Origin of the sequence: Saccharibacillus sp. JS10, from assembly GCF_024436065.1 — a bacterium.
In the GTDB taxonomy this organism is placed as follows: Bacteria; Bacillota; Bacilli; order Paenibacillales; family Paenibacillaceae; genus Saccharibacillus.
In genome coordinates, this window is the sequence record NZ_JANFNS010000001.1 from 110,591 (window position 1) to 131,236 (window position 20,646).

Annotated in this window: 15 protein-coding genes and 1 other annotated feature; of the genes, 10 read left to right on the forward strand and 5 right to left on the reverse strand. The window is 47.2% G+C overall.

The genetic code is table 11. The features are described 5' to 3' along the window. Positions 1-22: 22 nt before the first annotated feature. A complete protein-coding gene (locus NOM90_RS00515) occupies positions 23-1,039 on the reverse strand; it encodes an ABC transporter ATP-binding protein (RefSeq protein ID WP_255939198.1) in 1,017 nt (338 codons plus the stop codon). Next, a complete protein-coding gene (locus tag NOM90_RS00520) occupies positions 1,036-2,055 on the reverse strand; it encodes an ABC transporter ATP-binding protein (protein ID WP_255939201.1) in 1,020 nt (339 codons plus the stop codon). The genes NOM90_RS00515 and NOM90_RS00520 overlap by 4 nt, the downstream gene beginning before the upstream one ends. Before the next feature lie 247 nt (positions 2,056-2,302). On the opposite strand from NOM90_RS00520, the gene NOM90_RS19285 reads away from it, so the two are divergent. After that, positions 2,303-4,090, forward strand: a complete 1,788-nt coding sequence (locus NOM90_RS19285; protein WP_255939203.1) for a sensor histidine kinase — start codon at positions 2,303-2,305, stop codon at positions 4,088-4,090. 101 nt (positions 4,091-4,191) lie between these two features. Beyond that, positions 4,192-4,971, forward strand: coding sequence for a response regulator transcription factor (locus NOM90_RS00530; protein WP_255939205.1), 780 nt, complete (start codon positions 4,192-4,194; stop codon positions 4,969-4,971). A gap of 71 nt (positions 4,972-5,042) precedes the next feature. On the opposite strand, the gene NOM90_RS00535 is transcribed toward NOM90_RS00530, so the two are convergent. Continuing rightward, complete coding sequence (locus tag NOM90_RS00535; protein ID WP_255939207.1) at positions 5,043-6,248, reverse strand: amidohydrolase; 1,206 nt, start codon at positions 6,246-6,248, stop codon at positions 5,043-5,045. 232 nt (positions 6,249-6,480) lie between these two features. Further along, the gene (locus tag NOM90_RS00540) at positions 6,481-7,212 is read right to left on the reverse strand and encodes a YoaK family protein (RefSeq protein ID WP_255939209.1); all 732 of its coding nucleotides are present in this window, start codon (positions 7,210-7,212) and stop codon (positions 6,481-6,483) included. Positions 7,213-7,404: 192 nt separating this feature from the next. Here NOM90_RS00540 and NOM90_RS00545 point away from each other — a divergent pair, with 192 nt between their 5' ends. Beyond that, on the forward strand, positions 7,405-7,986 hold the full coding sequence (locus tag NOM90_RS00545; protein WP_255939211.1) for a class I SAM-dependent methyltransferase: 582 nt from the start codon (positions 7,405-7,407) through the stop codon (positions 7,984-7,986). Positions 7,987-8,026: 40 nt separating this feature from the next. Beyond that, positions 8,027-9,007 (forward strand): aldo/keto reductase, encoded by a 981-nt coding sequence (locus NOM90_RS00550; RefSeq protein WP_255939213.1) that lies wholly within the window; start codon positions 8,027-8,029, stop codon positions 9,005-9,007. A 104-nt stretch (positions 9,008-9,111) separates the two neighbouring features. Here the strand turns inward: NOM90_RS00550 and NOM90_RS00555 are convergent, their stop codons facing one another. Further along, the gene (locus NOM90_RS00555) at positions 9,112-11,256 is read right to left on the reverse strand and encodes a 5'-nucleotidase C-terminal domain-containing protein (RefSeq protein WP_255939214.1); all 2,145 of its coding nucleotides are present in this window, start codon (positions 11,254-11,256) and stop codon (positions 9,112-9,114) included. 196 nt (positions 11,257-11,452) lie between these two features. Beyond that, positions 11,453-11,699, forward strand: a binding site (T-box leader). Positions 11,700-11,748: 49 nt separating this feature from the next. Here NOM90_RS00555 and tyrS point away from each other — a divergent pair. The 6 genes from tyrS (at position 11,749) to NOM90_RS00585 (ending at position 20,587) form a co-directional block, all read left to right on the forward strand. Further along, complete coding sequence (tyrS, locus tag NOM90_RS00560) at positions 11,749-13,044, forward strand: tyrosine--tRNA ligase (RefSeq protein WP_255939215.1); 1,296 nt, start codon at positions 11,749-11,751, stop codon at positions 13,042-13,044. Between the two features lie 556 nt (positions 13,045-13,600). Next, positions 13,601-16,702, forward strand: coding sequence for a beta-galactosidase, LacZ type (lacZ, locus tag NOM90_RS00565; protein ID WP_255939216.1), 3,102 nt, complete (start codon positions 13,601-13,603; stop codon positions 16,700-16,702). A 138-nt stretch (positions 16,703-16,840) separates the two neighbouring features. Then, positions 16,841-17,803: a cysteine synthase A gene (cysK, locus tag NOM90_RS00570; RefSeq protein ID WP_255939218.1), complete on the forward strand. Its 963-nt coding sequence runs from the start codon at positions 16,841-16,843 to the stop codon at positions 17,801-17,803. Continuing rightward, the gene (locus tag NOM90_RS00575) at positions 17,800-18,336 is read left to right on the forward strand and encodes a DinB family protein (protein WP_255939220.1); all 537 of its coding nucleotides are present in this window, start codon (positions 17,800-17,802) and stop codon (positions 18,334-18,336) included. The genes cysK and NOM90_RS00575 overlap by 4 nt, the downstream gene beginning before the upstream one ends. Positions 18,337-18,487: 151 nt before the next feature. Further along, entirely contained in the window at positions 18,488-19,501 is a 1,014-nt protein-coding gene (locus NOM90_RS00580) for an acyltransferase family protein (protein WP_255939222.1), read from the forward strand. 54 nt (positions 19,502-19,555) lie between these two features. Next, on the forward strand, positions 19,556-20,587 hold the full coding sequence (locus NOM90_RS00585) for an LLM class flavin-dependent oxidoreductase (RefSeq protein ID WP_255940495.1): 1,032 nt from the start codon (positions 19,556-19,558) through the stop codon (positions 20,585-20,587). Positions 20,588-20,646 lie beyond the last annotated feature (59 nt).

The window sequence follows — 20,646 nt, forward strand, 5'->3', positions numbered from 1 at the left end:
TTTTCAACTTTGCCGGGCAGACTCAGAATGCGTAATGACAAGCGGCTGCGTGCCCGTCGATCCCGCCAAGTAGCGCCGGTTCTTCTTGCCGACAACGATCTTGAACGAAAGGACAACGGGTATGGAAGCGACAACCGGACGGCGGATTTGCGGGAGAAGGCACATCGCCTTGTACGACAATTTTTTCCCGACCCCGAAGATGCGGATTAGGTACCGGATAAGCATTTAGCAAAATCTGCGTATACGGATGCTTGGGAGCACGGAAGATTTCTTCTTTTGTCCCGATCTCGACGACTTTGCCTAGATACATTACCGCGATTCGCGTACTGATATACTTCACTGCCCCCAGACCGTGAGCGATAAACAAATACGTTAAGCCCATATCTTTTTGCAATTGTTTGAGCAAGTTCAGTACTTGAGCCTGAATCGAGACATCCAAAGCGGATACCGGTTCATCGCAGACGATAAACTTCGGATTCAAAGCCAACGCTCTGGCAATCCCGATCCGCTGGCGTTGTCCGCCGGAAAATTCATGCGCGTAACGTTCTTTGTAAGCGCGAGGAATGCCTACGGCATCGAGCAGACGATCGACTTCGGCATCGACAGTCGCGCTACTTGCTTTGTCATGCGCAATCATCGGTTCTTTGAGAATATCGCGGACTCTCATCCAAGGATTCAACGAAGAAAAAGGATCTTGGAAAATCATCTGCATTTCGGTTCGCATTGGACGCATTTTCGAAGTGGAGTAGTGCGTAATATCTTCACCCCGATACCGAATCACGCCGCCTGTCGATTGCTCCAATCTTAAAATCGTTCGCCCGATCGTCGATTTGCCGCAACCGGACTCGCCGACCAGCCCCAATGTTTCGCCTTGGCGAATATCCAAGCTTACGCCGTCTACCGCTTTGACATGACCTTTGACTCTTCCAAGTAGCCCTTTGCGAATCGGATAATACGTTTTTAATCCATCCAGACGTAACAACGTATCCGCAGTATCCGGTCTAGATACCGGCAAAGGCATCGATTCCAATTCAATCATGTCGTCACCTCTTTCAGTAAAGTCAACGTAGAACTTTTGATATCCAATTCACCTTGTGCCGCCCAGCAGCGGACACGATGACCTTCGGCTTGTTCCAATAATGGTGGAGCTTCGGCGGCGCATTTTTCAGTCGCAAGTTCGCACCGTGTATGGAATCGGCATCCGGAAGGCATCTGTTGTAGCGGTGGCACCGTACCCGGAATCGAAGCCAAAGTCTCTTCGTCATCGCCGTCCAGATGCGGGATCGAACCCATAAGCCCGGCGGTATAAGGGTGTAGGGGTTTGTCGAATAGAGTGAAGACATCGGCTTCTTCGACCACTTGACCCGCGTACATGACGATCACTCGATCCGCCATTTCGGCAACAACGCCTAGATCGTGCGTGATGAGCATGATTGCCGTACCCGTTTCTTCGCGCAACTTCTTCATCAAATCCAAAATCTGAGCTTGGATCGTAACATCAAGAGCGGTCGTGGGTTCGTCGGCAATGAGCAGCTTCGGTTCACACGATAAAGCAATCGCAATCATCACCCGCTGACGCATTCCGCCGGAAAGTTTATGAGGATACTCATTCATGATTTCTTCAGGTCTGGAAATACCGACTTTACGCAACATCTCGATCGCATGGTCTTGAGCGGCTTTTCCGGTCAAAGGAAGATGCAGCATGATCGATTCCATCAATTGATTGCCGATTGTAAAGACCGGATTAAGCGAAGTCATCGGATCTTGAAAAATCATGGAGACTTCGCTACCGCGGATTTGTCGCATTGACGACTCGGCAAGCCCTGTAATGTTGCGTCCATTCAACCGAATCTCACCTTTGCGAATCGAACCCGTTTTCCCGAGGAGTTGCATGATGGAGAGTGAGGTGACACTTTTGCCACAACCGGATTCGCCTACGATACCTAGCGTTTCACCTGCTTTTAGCGTGAAGCTTACACCGTCTACAGAAGTGACTTCTCCGCGTTCGGTACGAAACACTGTTTCGATCCCTTCGACTTCAAGTAAATTGCTCATTGTATCGAACTCCTCTCTCATGTCAGAATACCTTTCGTTGATGTCCTCATTGTAAGCAAAAGTTAAGTTTTCTGAAAGGAACATGAATTCATTTTTGGGTCTTATTTTTGCTGAGAAAGTGATCAAAAAAAGTAAAAAAGGATCATTATTTGTGAAAAGGGAATGTATTTTGTGCTTTAACGATTTAGAGCAAGCATGTATAATCGACGTAAAGCGTCAAAGAACGACAAAAAAAGGGGATGATGATGTGAAGAAAGTTTACAAAGCGTTTTTTGTTCGCAACCTTTCTTCATTTTTACTGCCGGTATTGATTCCTCTGGTTATGTTAGGTGGATTATCGATTACGATTATTCAGCGTTATGTGGGCATCGAGGTGCAAGCAGCAAATCAGCATGTGTTGGAGCGGATGAAAGAAAATATCGAAGTATTATTCGAAGAATTGGATACTTTACATATGCACGCGATCTCAAGCGCACTCGAATTCAATCAATTACGAGATATGCTGAATGAACCTTTTCCGAGTGCCGAAGATTACCGAGACTTGGCTTCGTTCAAAAACTTTATCGATTCCCCGGCAATAGCAAGACCTTATATCGAATCGATCTATGTTTATGTAGAGAATGGACGGGGACGTTTTATTTCTTCGACGACTGGAGGCATGATGGATTTTGAAGATACTTATGATTCCAAATGGTACGACAGTTATATGCAGCATCGCAGCGGGCAAAAGAAACAATGGAGCGAATCGCGTTCATTCAATAAATACGATTTGCCCAACTTTCAGACCGATGTGATCTCGTTATACCAGATGCTGCATATCAACAAAGACAACGATGCGGTGATCGTCTTGAACGTGCGCCTTGATTATGTCAAAGAACAGCTAACATCTTTGCCAAGTTCGATCGATCAACATTTACTCATTACAGACTCCAATCGACAAGTAATCGTTCAAAGCGATACCGATACCGCTATTTCATTCCCGTCTTCACGTAGATTTGATCCTTTTGAGCCTGAGCAATTTTATGGAGACAACAAGTGGGGATACGAAGTGTTGGAGCTTCAATCGCAGACATACGGTTTGAATTTTATATCGACTACGCCCAAAAGCGTATTGTACAGTTTGCCGCTACGGCTTGCAGGCTATACAGGAATTGCGGCTTTATTGTCAATTTTGGCATCGGTAACGATCAGTTTGTACTTTGCTCGGCGTAATGTCCGTAATATTCGATACATTGTAGATATGCTTCATGATGCAGAGCGAGGAACAGAACTATCGACCAAAGTGGGCAAACAAGATGTGAACGCGTATATTTTGCAGCAGATTTTAGCGAACTTTTTGGAGAAAAAGTATTTGAAAAGCCAACTCGCAGAACGAAAAGCAGTAAGCGAACTCATGGAACTTAGCGCGCTGCAATCGCAATTGAATCCGCACTTTCTGCTCAATACGTTGGAGACGGTGAAATGGAAAGCTGTCGCATTAGCGGGAGGAATGAATAATGATTTGACGCAAATGATCGAACAACTGGGCAAAATGTTAAAAGGGGCTTTGGATTTAGAAGAAAAAGAAGTGACGATCGAAGAAGAAATCAATTATACCGAGTCGTATTTGGCAATCCAACGATTCCGAAGCGGCGAGCAGTTCGAGGTGATCTGGGATTGCCGAGCGCAAGGTGAAGATCTTCGTGTACTGAAATTGATTTTGCAACCGGTGATCGAAAATAGCTTGCTGCATGGTTTGCAAAATCAGTCCGGCGGCATACTCAAAATCAAAATTTATTCCACTGCACACACGCTGCGGCTGTCGGTATCCGATAATGGGCAAGGCATGACGAAGGAACGATTGCATGAAGTGCGGGCAAGGCTTGAAGCACCGTTTGGGCAATCGTCACATATAGGAATTCATAATACGCACCAAAGGCTACGATTGGCTTACGGATCAACGTCCGGCATTCAGATCTATAGCAAGCCGGGAAAAGGAACGTTAGTCAAGATTGTGGTTCCGATATCGAAGAAGAACCAGAACCTAAGTAGATAAAAGTAATTGAATGAAAGGTTTGTGTGATATTTTCTGTAATTTTCTTGGTTGATGAATTTGTTACAGTTCGATATAATCGATCAACAAAAGGGGGTTGGTGCATGTATAAGCTATTAATTGCAGACGACGAGACGGAAATCAGACACGGGTTGGGGAATTATTTTCCGTGGCATGAGCTTGGATTCGAAGTCGATGGATTTGCGAAAAATGGGCTTGAAGCGCTGGAGTACATTGGATGCCATGATGTCGATGTACTGCTGTGCGACGTGATGATGCCGGAGATGACAGGAATCCAGGTCGCTGAATACTTGCATAGACAAAAGACTTCGCCGCGAATTGTGTTTCTGAGTGCACACCGGGATTTCGATGTTGCTTGCCGTGCCATGGAATTCGGCGTTAGTCACTACATTCTAAAACCTACCCAATATGAAGAATTAAAAAGTGTTTTTTCAACGTTAAAAGAAAATATGGATCAAGCTTCTCACGTCTTTCTGAATCCTGAGCCTTCTTCGCAAATTGCGTCAATCGAAGAGCAGCCTTTTCCACTGAGTGCAGGAGTTTCCGATCCGATTATTATACGTATTATGCGCTATATCGAAGAAAATTGTTCACAAGCTACACTGGAAGGATCGGCGCTGGCGGTACGGATGAATCCGACGTATGTCAGTAAATATTTCAAGCAAAAAACAGGCATCAACTTTTCGGAGTATTTGAACGATATACGGATGCAGCGTGCCGCGGAAATGCTAGAACGTAGCGATTGTCGAACGTATGAAGTAAGTGAAGCTGTCGGTTATCAAAATCCGAAAAACTTCACACGCTCTTTCAAACGTCGCTATGGCAAAACGCCGAGAGAGTTTCGGCAACAGCTTGGTTTGTAAAGGGATGCAAAGCTACTCTATAGATCCATAACAAAAAGCCGATTCTGATGAACTCGGCTTTTTGCGTATTTTTAGACTGAGGCGATCTCGGCTTCAGGCGTTATCGGAGCCGCATTCAATCGTCCATCTACGATAGCGAGGAATGCTTTGGCAGACATCATAAGCGCACGTTCGTCGAAATCGAATTTCGGGTGATGATGCGGGAAATTTTGCCGATCTTCGAAAGCTGCGCCAACCATAAAGAAGCAACCCGGTTTTTCTTGCAAATAATACGAGAAGTCTTCGCCGCCCATCATCGCAGGGAGTTCCACCAGTTCGGCGATTTCATTTTGTTTGAGGATACGGATGACTTCGTCTGTTTCTTTGTGATGATTGAATGTCGCCGGATACCCGCGCGTATATTCGATCTTGCACGTCGCATCGAACGAATGGCAAAGGCCTTCCGTGAGTTTGGTAATCCCTTGCTGAATCGTATCGCGAGCTTCTTCTTGGAAAGTGCGCACGGTTCCGATCATTTTCGCTTGGTCGGCAATAACGTTGTGCGCCGATCCGGCGTGGAATGAACCCACAGTCAGTACGGAAGGGTGCATCGGATCGACTCGTCGGCTCACCAGCAGTTGGAGTTCGGTAATCAACTGCGCACCGAGCGCAATCGCATCAATCGTGTGATGTGGAGAAGCACCGTGACCGCCTTTACCTTGGATCGAAATATCGAACAGATCGGCGCTAGCGGTTAAATATCCATGCTTGTAACCGATTTGACCGTAAGGCTGCAGCGAAGCGAGGTGAATACCGTATACTTCGTCTACGCCGTCTAGACAACCGTCTTCAATCATTGCTTTCGCGCCGCCAGGAGGCGATTCTTCGGCATGTTGATGCAGCAATACGATAGTACCTGCCAAGTTTTCGCGATCTTCGCTCAAAATTTGGGCGACGGCGAGGAGAGCAGCGGTATGCCCGTCGTGACCGCAAGCGTGCATGACGCCGGATACGGTCGACTTGTACGGAACATCTTTTTCATCGTGAATCGGTAAAGCATCGAAGTCGGCACGCAGCGCCAAAGTAGGTCCTGGCTTCCCGCCGACAATCGTTCCAACCACGCCGTTGCCTCCGACACCGGTTCGTACTTCAATGCCTCCGAATCCGTGTAACGTCTCAGCGACGAAAGCGGCAGTTGCCGTTTCTTGAAACGATAGCTCCGGATTACGGTGCATATGACGTCTCCATTCAATCATCTTGTTTTCCAACTCCGTCAGTCTTGCTATCCACTTGTCCATGGAAACACCCTTTCCGAGAGGCGACGATCCGCCAAGATTTAGGAGAGTTCAATCGTCCATGCCCTTAGTGTAAAGCGATGATAGTAAACATGACAGAACTATTGCTTTCTTTTCGTGTCTTTACTTATCCGATCTTGGAACGAGGAAACAGAAAAGGGATGTTAAGTTGGCAAAAGGGTATTTGAATTGAGATCGAAAAAAACCGAAGCGCTTATCGCTTCGGTTTTACATGTTAAGAAATCGAACGTATACGTTCGCCGTTCTCGTCAATATTGCGGAACATCGTAAAAATAATAATTAAAATAATGACCGTAACTAAGATCGGAATATAGATTGCGCTAAACCGCATATACGTCTCTGCGACGCCGCCGATCAATGCTCCAAAGCAGTAAATCAGCACAGCGGTCATTCGTAGCCACGTATCGCCGCTGATTTTCGACGTCTTTTTCACACCGAATTTGTTACGGAAAAAGGCAACGAAATCTTCGATAACACTCGCCAAGTTGTTCGTTAGCACGGTTGTCGAAATCCCGGCAATACTGAGCTTACGTGCCGCAGTGGTCTGCATGCCCATGGCGCTACTAAGCAGCAAGATCAGCACATGCAACAGCCCTTCGCTCATCACAGGGCTGGAAGACGCCGCAAAAATCACATAAAAAACAAGTTCAATGCCCAAAATCAGCGTAATTCGAGCCGGCCAGAAGCCTTTCGCTTTATTTCCGCTAAGTAAGATGGCTGCCGCTGCATTACCCGCAATAAACCCGATACAAGCCAAAGCCGCCCGTAAAAAAGAAAGTTCGGCAACATGGGCAAAAGACATCCCGAGAATCACGATATTCCCTGTCATATTCGCTGTGAATACGCGCCCCAAATGAATATAACCAATGACGTCAACGATCCCCGCCGACATACAAAGCAGCATCAAGATACCGCTTCGCCAAGTTTTAACATGCAACTTCTTCATTCCCCTCTTATAAACTCATCTCTCCGATTTTCGCAAGAAAGTCTCTGAAATTCAAGAATATACAGAAAAAAATGAAAATTATGCAGAAATAAAGGGAACGTCAAACCTTTCGAGAAAGGTTATAAGATCAATAAAGATAAAGGGAACATCTCTAGCCTATGACTATAGTTGTTGAAGAAAAGGAGGGGTGATTTGCACGAACTCTATGTGATCTTAAGCGTGGCTTTAGCGGTTATCGTACTCATTTTATTATTTTTGATCGTCGTGTTCAGCGTTCGTAATGGAATTACGCCCATGCCAACAAGCCGTTCTGTACGCCAGATGGTGATGCAACAAATCGATCAAGTGCAGGAAGGTACGCGAATTATCGAAGCGGGTTCTGGATTCGGAACATTAGCCATCCAACTATCAAGACGTTTTCCGTTAAGCCAAGTCATTGGCGTTGAAAATTCGATTGTTCCTTTTTGGAGTTCGCGCTTTTTGGCTTGGGCAAATCGGTTGCCGGCTTCACGCTTAACTTTTCGGAGAACGGATTTGTTTGATTATCCTTATGAAGAAGCAGACTTGATCGTCTGTTATCTTCATCCCGCTGCGATGCGTCGTCTACGTCCAATTTTGCAAGAACGAGCGAAAAATGGCACAAAAGTGGTCAGTGTGTTTTTTGCTTTTGATCATTGGGAGCCGACTTCGTTGGAGGTCTGTCGTGATTTGTATCGAACCAAAGTGTATGTATATCATGTAGGGAAGTCGCATACGCTAGATATACAAGTATAAAAGAAACCTCAATCTTGTTCAAAAAAGGAGTCGATCACAGTTGGAATATACGAAACTTGGCAAAACCGGATTAGACGTCTCACGATTGTGCCTGGGTTGTATGAGTTATGGAGAACCTGATCGCGGAACGCATGAGTGGACAATCGGCGAGCAAGACAGCCGTCCTTTTATTCGGCAAGCATTGGAACTCGGCATTAACTTTTTCGATACCGCCAATGTCTATTCGGATGGAACGAGCGAAGAGATCGTAGGACGCGCACTGCGTGAATATGCCAAACGTGACGAAATTGTGGTCGCAACCAAAGTGCACGGCAAGATGCGAACCGGACCGAATGGCGGCGGATTGTCGCGCAAAGTCATCATGGCCGAGATCGATCATAGCTTAAAGCGGTTAGGGATGGATTACGTGGATCTATACCAAATTCATCGCTGGGACCCGCTGACTCCGATCGAAGAGACGATGGAGGCTCTACACGACGTCGTAAAAGCCGGCAAAGCTCGGTATATCGGTGCTTCTTCGATGTATGCGTGGCAATTCCTCAAAGCGCAGCATACAGCAGAGCGTCACGGCTGGACGAAATTCGTCAGTATGCAAAATTACGTGAATTTGCTGTACCGGGAAGAAGAACGCGAAATGCTGCCACTCTGCGAAACAGAAGGGGTTGGCGTTATTCCGTGGAGTCCATTGGCACGCGGTAAATTAACGAGAGATTGGGAAGAAAGCAGCAAACGCTCCGAAACCGATAAATTCGGTCAGACGCTGTATGCCCAGACCGAAGAAGCCGACCGTAGAGTCGTTGAAGCCGTAGCGAAAGTAGCAAAAGAACGGAGTGTACCTCGTGCACAGATCGCTTTGGCATGGGTGTTGCAAAAACGCCCGATCACTTCCCCGATCGTAGGCGCAACAAAAGCTCATCATTTGGAAGATGCAGTCGCAGCGTTATCCATTAAGTTAACCGACGCCGAGATCGAACGGTTGGAAGCTCCTTATGTGCCGCATGTCGTCATGGGGCATCAATAATTAGAACCTTTAGAACATATAAAAAAACGTCCGCGCTCAGTCTCCCCGTGAAGGGAAATGAGCGGGACGTTTTTTTTACTAAGTTTGAAAAGTAAGTTTTGAACTTAAGATGCCGAAGCTGCTACAGCTGCTTTGATCGCAGCGTCTGCTTCGTTTGTCATGACTTTACCTTTCGGCATGATGGTGCCGGATTGAGCAGGAACTACGATATCAGCTTCCAGAAGTTGTGCCAACGGTGTTTTTGCATAAGCAGCAACAGTCGAAGCGTCACTGTACGCACTCAACACTGTAGTTGCGTTAACGGTTGGAAGTTGTTTTTTCAATACATTTGCCAAAATGCTTGCCATTTCTTGACGGGTAATCGTTTGGTTCGGGTTGAATTTACCGCCCACGTAACCTTTGATATAACCGGCTTTTACCGCTTCAGCGATTGCATCTGCATAAGGAGCGTCAGCAGCTACGTCTGTAAATGCAGTGCTTGGCGCAGAAACAGCGTTCAATTTGAGCGACTCCACCAATTGGGATACGAAATCCGCACGGGAGATCTCTTTGTTCGTAGGTGCAGTTGCCGGGCCGTCGGAATCAGGAGCTTCGGAACCAGCAGCTGGTGTGTTGACGATACGGCCTTCTACTTTTGCCGTAATCGCAGCACCTTTGAATGTATCGTTGATGTACTTGTAGAAGACATCAAGATCGATCGGACCAGCAAGGGAAGCACTCGCTTCAGTCAATACTTTGTAGTTGTCGCCGCCGCCAGCCATGAAGTTGTTCACGACAGCTGTGTACGATTTAGCCGGATCGATTGCTGTACCGTCAGCCATTTGTAGATCGCTTACGCGTTCTGCAACCGGTTTGTTCAGATCGGCTTTGTATTTCAGACCGGAGATTTGCAGCGTTTTGGTATTCGCTGTACCGTCTGCATTTTTACCCCATTGTTGTTCAAGCAGCGTTTTGATTTGTGCGCCTGTCAACGTCAGCTTAACGAGAGTGTTACCGAAAGGTTGGATTTTAGCCAGATCCGCAAAAGTCACATCGCCTTTTGGCAGATCAGCGCGGATACCGCCCGGATTCATGAAAGCAAAGTCAGCCGCTTTGGCGTTATCGCCGAAATCAGCGCTACGCATCGCATCCGCAATCAGGTTGCCCAGAGCCGCTTCGTTGTTGTAAGCGTCTGTACGCGTAACCGAACCGTCAGTGGTTCCGACAGGCTTGGTCAGTTCAGGGTGCTTGTCCAAATATTTTTGGATCAGCGCAACAGATTGTGCGTCCGGAGTCACGCCTTGTTGGAAAGTCGTCGTTACCGTCGCGGACTTTTCAGTTACGTCGCCTGTTTTCGGGTCAATCATCAATTTGATGTCTTCGAACGCTGTACCGTACGAATAAGCTTGTACGATCAGTTTGCCGTTAACTTCACCGTTTGCCAGCGCATGGTTGTCGCCCGCTACGATAACATCAACAGGAGAGTTTGCAGGTAAAGCTTTTGCCAAATCGGCTGCTTCGCCTGTTGTTACGCCTTCTTTTGTGGAAGCTGGATCATGCGCCAGAACGATAATTGTTTCTACGCCTTGGTCTTGCAGTTCTTTCGCATATTTGTTCACAGCTGCAACTTCTTCTTCAACGCTCAAGAAACGAACGCCTTTTGTACCTGCTGGAGATACTTTTGCTGGAGTTGATTTTGTAACCAGACCGATAAAGCCGATTTTCACGCCGCCAACTTCTTTGATCACGTAAGGATCGATCAGCGGTTTGTTTGTTGCTTCTTCAATAACGTTCGCATTGACATAACTGAAGTTTGCGCCTTTGTGAGTCACGATGCCGTCTTTTGGATCAAGACCGCCTTTGATTTGAGCTTTGAGAGCTGCGATGCCTTGGTCGAATTCATGGTTACCGAGTGAGCCTACATCGAAGCCCATCATGTTCAACCATTCCATTGTAGGCTCGTCGCGTTCAAGCGAAGAGATGGGAGCGGAAGCGCCAACCGAGTCGCCGTTATGGAACAGAAGCGAATGCTCGTATTTAGCTTGAGCTTGCTTGAGGTATGTAGCGAGAATAGGAGCTGTACCTGCTGGTTTGTCCGCTACGATCGAAGTCGTATCGAGTTGTCCGTGCAGATCGTTAATACCGAGCAAATGAACTTCAACGTCGCCTTCTGCTGCCGAAGCAGTTCCTACGCCGCCGAGTAATTGAGCCGAAAGCAATGTAGCGGCTGCAAGTCCAACGCTAGGTTTTCTCCAAGATTTCCAATTCATAAACGTGTATTCCCCCTAAATTATGTTTGTTGCCGTCATATTGTAACATAAGGATTTTTTTAAAATCAAAGGTTATGTAAGCGCTATGTTAAATATTTTTAAAATCGTTTTCGCAAAAGAGCCGTTTGACAGGGAGAATCTATACATGTTATAAAGTGAATCAAATAAGTGTCCGGTCTGTTGAACTTTATTTTTATATGAAGCTTTGAAGGGAACCCAGTAGTATTCAATTTTGCATTTTCAGAGAGCCGCCGGTTGGTGCGAGGCGGTAAGCGATTGAATACGAATTACGTCCCGGAGCTTCTTGTTTCCGAACCCGCCTAAGCGGAAGGAACAAGACGGAGTTGTCCACGTTATCGGGCTGTAGAGAGGGAAAATGCGTCTTGTAAAAAAGAAGCGCTTTTCCAATAAGGGTGGTACCGCGATTAAGACTCGTCCCTGCATCAGATGCAGCAGGCCGGGTCTTTTTTCTATTTCAAGGAGGATGAAATCATGACAAACGAACATTTATCAATCGAAGACAACGCCTTGCTGGACGATCTGGAATACCGAGGTCTGATTTACCAAGTGACGCATCGCGAAGAATTGCAAAAAAAGTTGAACGAAGAAAGCGTAACGCTCTACAACGGCTTCGATCCGACTGCTGATAGTCTGCATATCGGTCACTTGCTGCCCGTGCTTACGATGCGCCGTTTCCAACTTGCCGGGCATCGTCCGATTGCTCTGGTAGGCGGCGGAACCGGTATGATCGGTGACCCAAGCGGACGTTCGACAGAGCGTTCATTGAATACAGCCGACACCGTAGCCGATTGGACGCGTAAGTTACAAAACCAATTGTCGCGCTTTCTTGATTTCGGTCATGGCGATGCCAAAGTTCCTGCGAAAATGGTCAGCAACTACGATTGGTTAGGTCCGATCACGATGATCGACTTCCTGCGTGACGTAGGTAAAAACTTTACGGTCAACTACATGCTGGCAAAAGATTCGGTAGACTCGCGTCTTCAGCACGGTATCTCGTTCACCGAGTTCTCGTACATGATTTTGCAAGCTTACGATTTCCAGCGTCTGCATGAAGACGAAGGTTGCTCGTTGCAACTGGGCGGAAGCGACCAGTGGGGCAATATTACGGCAGGTCTTGATCTGATTGGCAAAAACGGCGGCGGTGACGCTTTCGGCATGACGATGCCGCTCGTAACGAAAAGCGACGGTAAAAAATTCGGTAAATCCGAATCCGGCGCGATCTGGCTGGATCGCAGCAAAACGAGTGCGTACACGTTCTACCAGTTCTGGATCAATACCGATGATGCCGATGTCATCAAATTCTTGAAATTCTTCACATTCTTGAGCCGCGAAGAGATTGCTGCTCTGGAAACGGAGCATCTCAAAGCTCCGGAAAAACGTGATGCGCAGCGCGAACTTGCTCGCCGCGTAACGGCGCTTGTTCACGGCGAAGACGCTGTAGTCAGCGCCGAGAAGATTACGGCAGCTTTGTTCTCCGGTAGCTTCGCCGAACTCAGCGAAGCCGATCTGTCCGAAGCGCTCGCCGATATGCCGACCACATCGGCAGCGGCTTCGTCCGAGCCGCTTCTGATCGACTTGCTCGTCGAAGCCGGTGCAGCTCCGTCCAAAGGTCAAGCGCGTAAAGACATCCAAAGCGGCGCCGTGTCCGTAAATGGAGAAAAACGAACTTCGATTGAAACGGTTATCACTCCAGAAGACCGTTTGCATGGCAAGACCCTTGTTCTCCGCCGCGGCAAAAAGAACTATTTCGTTGTGAAGTTCGAGTAGTCGAAAAAAGTTTGGTTGGAGAGGGAAGCGAGACGACTCCGAGAAAAATTCGTTAGCGTATGCTTACGATGTGCCTTTCTTCGAAAGCCTTTAGGTCGCTTGTTGAAATCGGGAAAATTTGATTGGAATTTTAAAACTTTAAAGTTTGTAAAAATCTTGAGCGGATACTTTAAATGAGTATCCGCTTTTTTGTACTCATATCATGCAGATTTCCCGGGGGAACACTGTCGAATTTCTACCGCAGATCCTCCCACAAACTATTCACAAATTTTTTTTCTTTTTCTAAAAAGCATAAAAAAATTACAAAAATCTATATTTTCTACAACCGTCAAGACCTTTTATATACCATATTCTTATATCACTCATATAATAATAAGGAAATTCCGGTGCGTTTTTCGTCTAAAACTAAACAACTCGAAGAAAACGCTATCAGCAAACTTCAAACAGAGCTTTTCTTTTTCACCAAGATCAGTGTACACTAGAGCCTAAGTACGACTGAAGCCACACCGAATTTTGTGTATTTGCTTTTCTATATTTGCTGATGAGGTGAAAAGAGATGTTTAAAAAATACAAGTATGTAGCACCTGCAAACGGTTACCCGGAATGGAACAACAACCCTGAAATTTTCCAATTAAATCGCCTTGAAGCTCGCGCAGCTTTGACTCCTTATGCGAACGCCGAAGAAGCTTTGAGCGGCAGCAAAGACTCAAGCCGAGTTCAATCGCTGAACGGTACATGGAAATTCCATCATGTCGACAAACCTGCCGATCGTCCGGAGAACTTTTTCGAGACCGGTTATGATACATCTAAATGGGATGATATTCCCGTTCCTGCACATTGGCAGCTTCACGGTTACGATTATCCGCATTACACGAATGTTCGTTACCCGTGGGAAGAACGCGAAAAAATCGAACCTCCTTTTGCACCGACTGAATTTAACCCGGTTGGTTCGTACGTACGTACGTTCACCGTGCCTGAAAATTGGGAAGATCAACCCGTATATATCAGCTTCCAAGGCGTTGAATCTTGCTTCTATATCTGGGTAAACGGCGATCTGGTCGGTTACAGCGAAGATACGTTTACGCCTGCTGAATTCTTGCTAACTCCTTATTTGAAAAAAGGCGAAAACAAGCTTGCGGTACAAGTGTTCCACTGGTGCGACGCAAGTTGGTTAGAAGACCAGGATTTCTGGAGAATGAGCGGTATTTTCCGCGATGTCTTCCTATATACAAAACCAAACGTACAAATCGCTGACGTACTGGCGACAGCCGAATTGGACGACAACTTCGAAAACGGCTACCTGCAAGTCGGAGTCAAAGTCGGCAATCCGTTAGGCAAAAAGAACGGTACGTATACGCTTGAAGCGCGTTTGTTAGACGCTTCTGGAAGCGAAGCCGTTTCCCGTATGACTTCTCAAGTCGAGATCGAAAAAGACTTCATCTATGCAGCAGATCTGTCGGCTTCGATTCAAAAGCCTGCACAATGGTCGGCAGAACATCCTAATCTGTACACGCTCGTGCTTACATTGTCGGATGAAAAAGGCGAAGTTGAAGCCGTTACATTCCGCGTCGGATTCCGTCATTTCGCGATCCACGATGGCGTCATGAAGATCAACGGCAAGCGTATCGTATTCAAAGGCGTAAACCGTCATGAATTCAGCGCGGATCTGGGACGTGCGGTAACCGAAGAAGAAATGTTGGAAGACATCAAATTGATGAAAGCTTACAACGTGAACGCGGTACGTACATCGCACTATCCGAACCAGACCCGCTGGTACGAACTGTGTGACGAACATGGTCTGTATGTTATCGACGAGACGAACCTGGAAACGCACGGAAGCTGGGAATACGGTCAGACCGAAGAAGTCACGCGTACCGTTCCGGGCAGCAAGCCTGAATGGCGTGCAAACGTACTGGATCGCGCAAACTCCATGTACCAACGCGACAAAAACCATGCGTCGATCATCATCTGGTCGCTCGGTAACGAATCGTGGGGCGGAGATAACTTTATCCATATGGCGAACTTCTTCCGTACGGTAGATAAAACGCGCCTGGTGCATTATGAAGGCACATTCCATGCTCGTGAGTGGGACGCGGCTTCCGATATCGAAAGCCATATGTACACAACGCCGCAAAACGTGGAGCTGTATGCACAAAACGATCCGAAAAAACCGTTTATCTTATGCGAATACAGTCACGCGATGGGCAACTCTTGCGGGAACTTGTTCAAATATACCGACCTGACTTACCAATACCCTGTACTGCAAGGTGGCTTCATCTGGGATTGGGTCGATCAAGCGATCCGCACGAAAACAGCAGACGGCGTTGAGTATTTGGCTTACGGCGGCGACTTCGGCGAATCTCCGCACGACGGTACATTCTGCGGCGACGGTCTGATTTTCGCAGACCGCAAAATCTCTCCGAAGCTGATCGAGCTGAAAACTTGCTACCAAAACGTTCGTTTCGAAGCCGTTGATTTGGAAAAAGGACGCGTCTTGTTGCGTAACGATTTCTTGTTCACTGATCTCAGCGGTTACAAATTGGTTTGGGAAACGGCGCGTGAAGGCGAAGTCGTAGAACGCGGCACACTTCCGTTCCAACTGGCTCCAGGCGAAGCGGGCGAAGTGACGGTACCGTTCACGATGCCTACAGAACAAGGCGAGCACACGCTGACATTGTCGCTGGTTGAACAAGAAGAACGTTTCTGGGCAAACAGTGGTCACGAGATTGCTTTCGGACAGTTCGTCCTTCCTGCGCAAGCAGAAGTTGTTGAAGCCGAAGCGGTCCACGCTCCATTAAGCACAGAAGACAACGATACATCGCTGACTGTAAGCGGACAAGGGTTCACAGCCGTATTCAACAAGCAAACCGGCGATCTGTCTTCGCTTACGCAAGATGGACGCGAACTTCTGTTGGCTGCGGTTCGTCCGAACTTCTGGCGCGCGGTAACAGACAACGACCGTGGTAACAAACTCGACGAGCGTAGTGCGACCTGGCGTGAAGCCGGTCAAAAACGTACGCTTCGCCATGTTGAAGCTTCGGCGACAGAGCAAGGCGCGACATTCAAAGCAACGCTGAATATTCCGACAGAGCCGGCTTCGCAAGCCGAAGTTACGTACACGGTACAAAGCTCGGGCGAACTCGATGTATCGCTGACGCTTACACCGGGAGAAGGTCTACCGGAAATTCTGGAAATCGGAATGTTGTTCGAACTTACTGGCGATCTGAACGATCTGCAATGGTACGGACGTGGACCACACGAGAACTATTGGGATCGTCACGTCAGTGCGCGCCTGGGTCTGTATAAAGGTCTGGTATCGGAGCAGCTTACACCGTACCTCCGACCACAAGAAGCAGGCAACAAAACGGGCGTGCGTTGGGCGGAGCTGACTTCGGCAAACGGTACAGGTCTTCGTATCGAAGGATCGCCAGAAGTCGAGTTGAATGCTTTGCCATACACGCCAGAGACACTTGAAGCTTGCGATCACGGATATAAATTACCAAAATCCGATCGTACCGTACTTCGCGTAAACTATCGTCAGATGGGCGTAGGCGGCGACGATAGCTGGCAAGCACTGACGCACGAAGAATTCACGCTGCCTGCAAACCAAACGTATTCCTATAGCTTTACGCTTCGCGGCATTTCTTCGGCTAACTAATAGCGAGACGTGACTACGATTGCAAAATAAGATACAATTTAATGAAGAAAATAAACAGGGAGCGACCTTCGGGTCGTTCCTTTATTCATTATTTAGGTAAGAACAGTCATAAACTCAGGTTAGAAAGAGAGGGTTCTGATGTCGGATTCTACCGATTCTTATAAAGCTTCAACCAAATCTTCGCCTGTCTTTTCCACGATTGCGGATCTGGTCGGAAATACGCCGATGGTTCGATTAAGACGGATGTTACCTATAGATGCCGCTGACGTTTATGTGAAATTGGAATATTTTAATCCGTCCGGCAGTGTCAAAGATCGTGCAGCACGGAATTTAATTCAAAATGCCGAGCAAAGTGGACATCTAAAAGCAGGCAGTACGATCATTGAGCCGACCAGCGGAAATACAGGAATTGGTCTGGCGATGATCGCTGCGTCTCGCGGTTACCGGGCGATCTTGATTATGCCGGACAATATGTCGCGCGAACGAATCAATCTGCTTAAAGCTTACGGAGCGGAAGTGGTGCTGACACCAAGCGCTCAGCGGATGCCGGGAGCGATTGCCAAAGCAATGGAGCTGCAAGCTTCGATTCCGAATAGCTTTATTCCGCAGCAATTTGAGAATCCAGCGAATCCCGATGCGCATCGAGGAACGACTGCGATTGAGATTTTGGAGCAAACCGAAGGGAAGTTGGATGCTTTTGTCGCGACAGCGGGGACGGGAGGTACGATCACAGGAACAGGCGAGACGTTAAAAGCTTCGCTGCCCAATCTACATATCGCCGTTGTAGAACCGGAAGGTTCGCCTGTGTTGTCTGGAGGCGTACCTGGGCCGCATAAGCTGGTCGGGACAAGCCCGGGCTTTGTACCGAAGATTTTGAATACGGATGTCTATAATGAAATTATGCGGATCAAAGACGATGAAGCGCTTGATACCATGCGGAAATTAGCGCGTCTGGAAGGGATGTTACTTGGGCCTTCGTCCGGCGCTTCTGTCTATGCTGCGATCCAGATTGCCAAACGTCTGGGTACAGGTAAAAAGGTCGTCTGTATCGCGCCAGATAATGGAGAACGTTATTTAAGTATGGGGGTGTTCGAATCATGAAGAATCTACCCAGACTTGAAATCCAGGCTTTGCCAGGTTATCCCGTAGAAATTGGACGTCAATTGTGGATGATGCAAGATATTCGGCGCGATTTATTAAATCGGTTAGAAGGCATTACGCAAGAAGAATTAGATACGCCGCAAGCCGGAGATCCGACAACGATTGGAGCGCTTTTGCTTCATATTGCTGACGTGGAGACGAGCTGGCTTCACTTCGATTTGTTACTTCAAAAAAAGTTGGACCCCAAGATTGAAAAGTGGTTTTCAACGCCAACTCGAAACGAGCAAGGAGAAATTTGGTGTCCGCCCGGAGAACGGATCGAGCGGCATTTAGAAAGATTAGCGGTCGTAAGGGAAGATTTTTTGGAAAAGTTTCGTTCAATTGATCTGGATGATTGGTACACAGTGCGTCATTTGCCTGAAGAGTATGACGTGACGCCTGAATGGATTGTTTATCATCTGATTGAACATGAAGCCCATCATAGAGGTCAAATCTTTCATTTATTGGGCATGATGCGTAGAGCGAAGTCTTGATCGATTGGAATCCGTAGATCACGAGATTGGATGTCTGGAACGACAAAAATCGGTTCACCTACAAAAAGGAAGGGTATAAGGACTCCAAGCAAGGAAAGCCGGCAATCGTCGCGTTAGGGACAAGGCGATTCTTGATGAAGGAGAGGATAAAATGGCAAAACGGGATGCCTATTTTGACAATCTGAAAGTTCTGTTGATTGTCTTGGTCGTGGTTGGGCATTTGATCGAACCTTTGAGCAGCAGCGAGATCTATCGTCCGATCTATCTGTTTATTTATTCATTTCATATTCCGTTATTCGTACTGATTTCGGGATACTTTTGCAAAGAGATTACGAGTAGCGATTATCGGATCAAAGTCGTAAAAACCTTAATTATCCCTTATCTGATTTTCGAGACGTTATATTCGCTATTCGATTATTTTGTGATGGGCACGGAAGTGTTGAAGTTTTCTTATTTTACGCCGTATTGGTTAATGTGGTTTATTTTCAGTATGGTGATTTGGAGAATGATTTTGCCGTATGCGGTGAAAATTCGTTGGGCTTTGCCGATTTCGATCGGAGTCGCGATTTTGGCGGGTTACGCAGTCGATGCTCAGTATTATGCGAGTATGTCGCGTACCATCGTCTTTTTCCCATTCTTTTTGGCAGGTTATTATTTAAGTAAAGAACAGATTGATTTATGGCGTACCCGTCCTTTTAAAATAGCTTCGGTTATCGTATTAGGTGCGGCAATTGCGATTATGATAAAATACAGCAGTGTCATGCGAGCCGAATGGTTTTATGGAAGTCTGCCTTATCTGGCGCTTGACCATCCCGAATGGACAGCAGGGATTTACCGAATCGCCGCTTACACCGCATCTGTACTGATCGGCGGAGCGATTATGATTTTGATGACCGGGCGTTATTTGCCTTGTTTTTCTGTGCTTGGACGAAATACGTTATACGCGTATTTGCTACACGGGTTTATCGTCAAAGGTCTGATTGCAACAGGTTTTTATGAAACCTACAGCGAAGCGGCTTGGACGATGTTGCTGATTCCTTTCGGCGTACTGCTGGCAGCAGGATTGTCGTCAGAGTGGATACGGATGAGTTTCTCATGGTTGTTGGAACCGAATCTAGATCGTTTATTCAAAAAGCGCGACCGCGGAGCAGAAGCGCGTCGCTAATCGTAGAAGAAAATTGATCATAAAGAAGTGGAGGGGATCGTAGTGAGCGAATCCATGAATGAATCGTCGTTGAAAAAACTTGGGGAGATCCCGATATCTGTATTGGATCTGTCTCAGATTGTAGAAGGAAAAACGGCAGCAGATGCGTTTAAAGATAGTTTGGAACTTGCGCAAAATGCGGAAAAATGGGGATACAACCGATACTGGGTTGCCGAACATCACAATATGCCGGGGATCGCTAGTTCAGCAACCTCTGTTGTGATCGGTTATTTGGCTGCCGGAACGTCAAGTATTCGGCTTGGCGCAGGCGGGATCATGTTACCGAATCATGCACCGCTGCTGATTGCCGAGCAATTCGGTACGTTAGAGTCGATGTACCCGGGACGTATCGATCTTGGGCTTGGACGCGCGCCGGGCAGCGACCGTCGAACCACGATTGCGTTACGCAGAGAAATAGGCGCAGACGACTTTCCGGAAATGCTAGAAGAACTACGGAACTATTTCGATGCTTCGAAAACATCGTATCATGCGCCGGTTAGAGCGGTGCCAGGCGAAGGCTTGAACGTTCCGGTCTGGTTGCTTGGATCGAGTGATTTCAGTGCTAGACTTGCGGCTCAGCAAGGGCTTCCGTTTTCTTTTGCCGGGCATTTCTCGCCAGATTATCTGGATCGGGCGCTATATGTCTACCGCAGTAACTTCCGTCCATCTGAGGCGTTGTCAGAACCTTATGTGATGTTGGGCGTCTCGTTAATCGCAGCGGATACGCAAGAACGCGCCGAGTTTTTATCTACGACGATGCAGCAACAGGTGATTGCTTTGACACGCGGGCGTCCTGGTAAAATCCAGCCGCCAGCAGATTTGTCTTCGCATATCGATCCTTTGGAATTGTCGGCGGTTCGTAAACGTATGGAATCGGCGATTGTAGGCGATCCTCAGAAAGTTAAGCAAGGTTTAGAGCAATTGATCGCTCGGACTCAAGCCGATGAGCTGATTGTCACTAGCGGAATTTACGATCTCAAAGAACGTCTGCATTCTTATGAAATCTTAGCCGAACTTGCAATTCCATCAGGAAAAGCGATTCGTTAATGATTAAATACTAAACTCGATCTGATTTGAAGTTCTGATCCAAGCGGTTCAGAATTTTG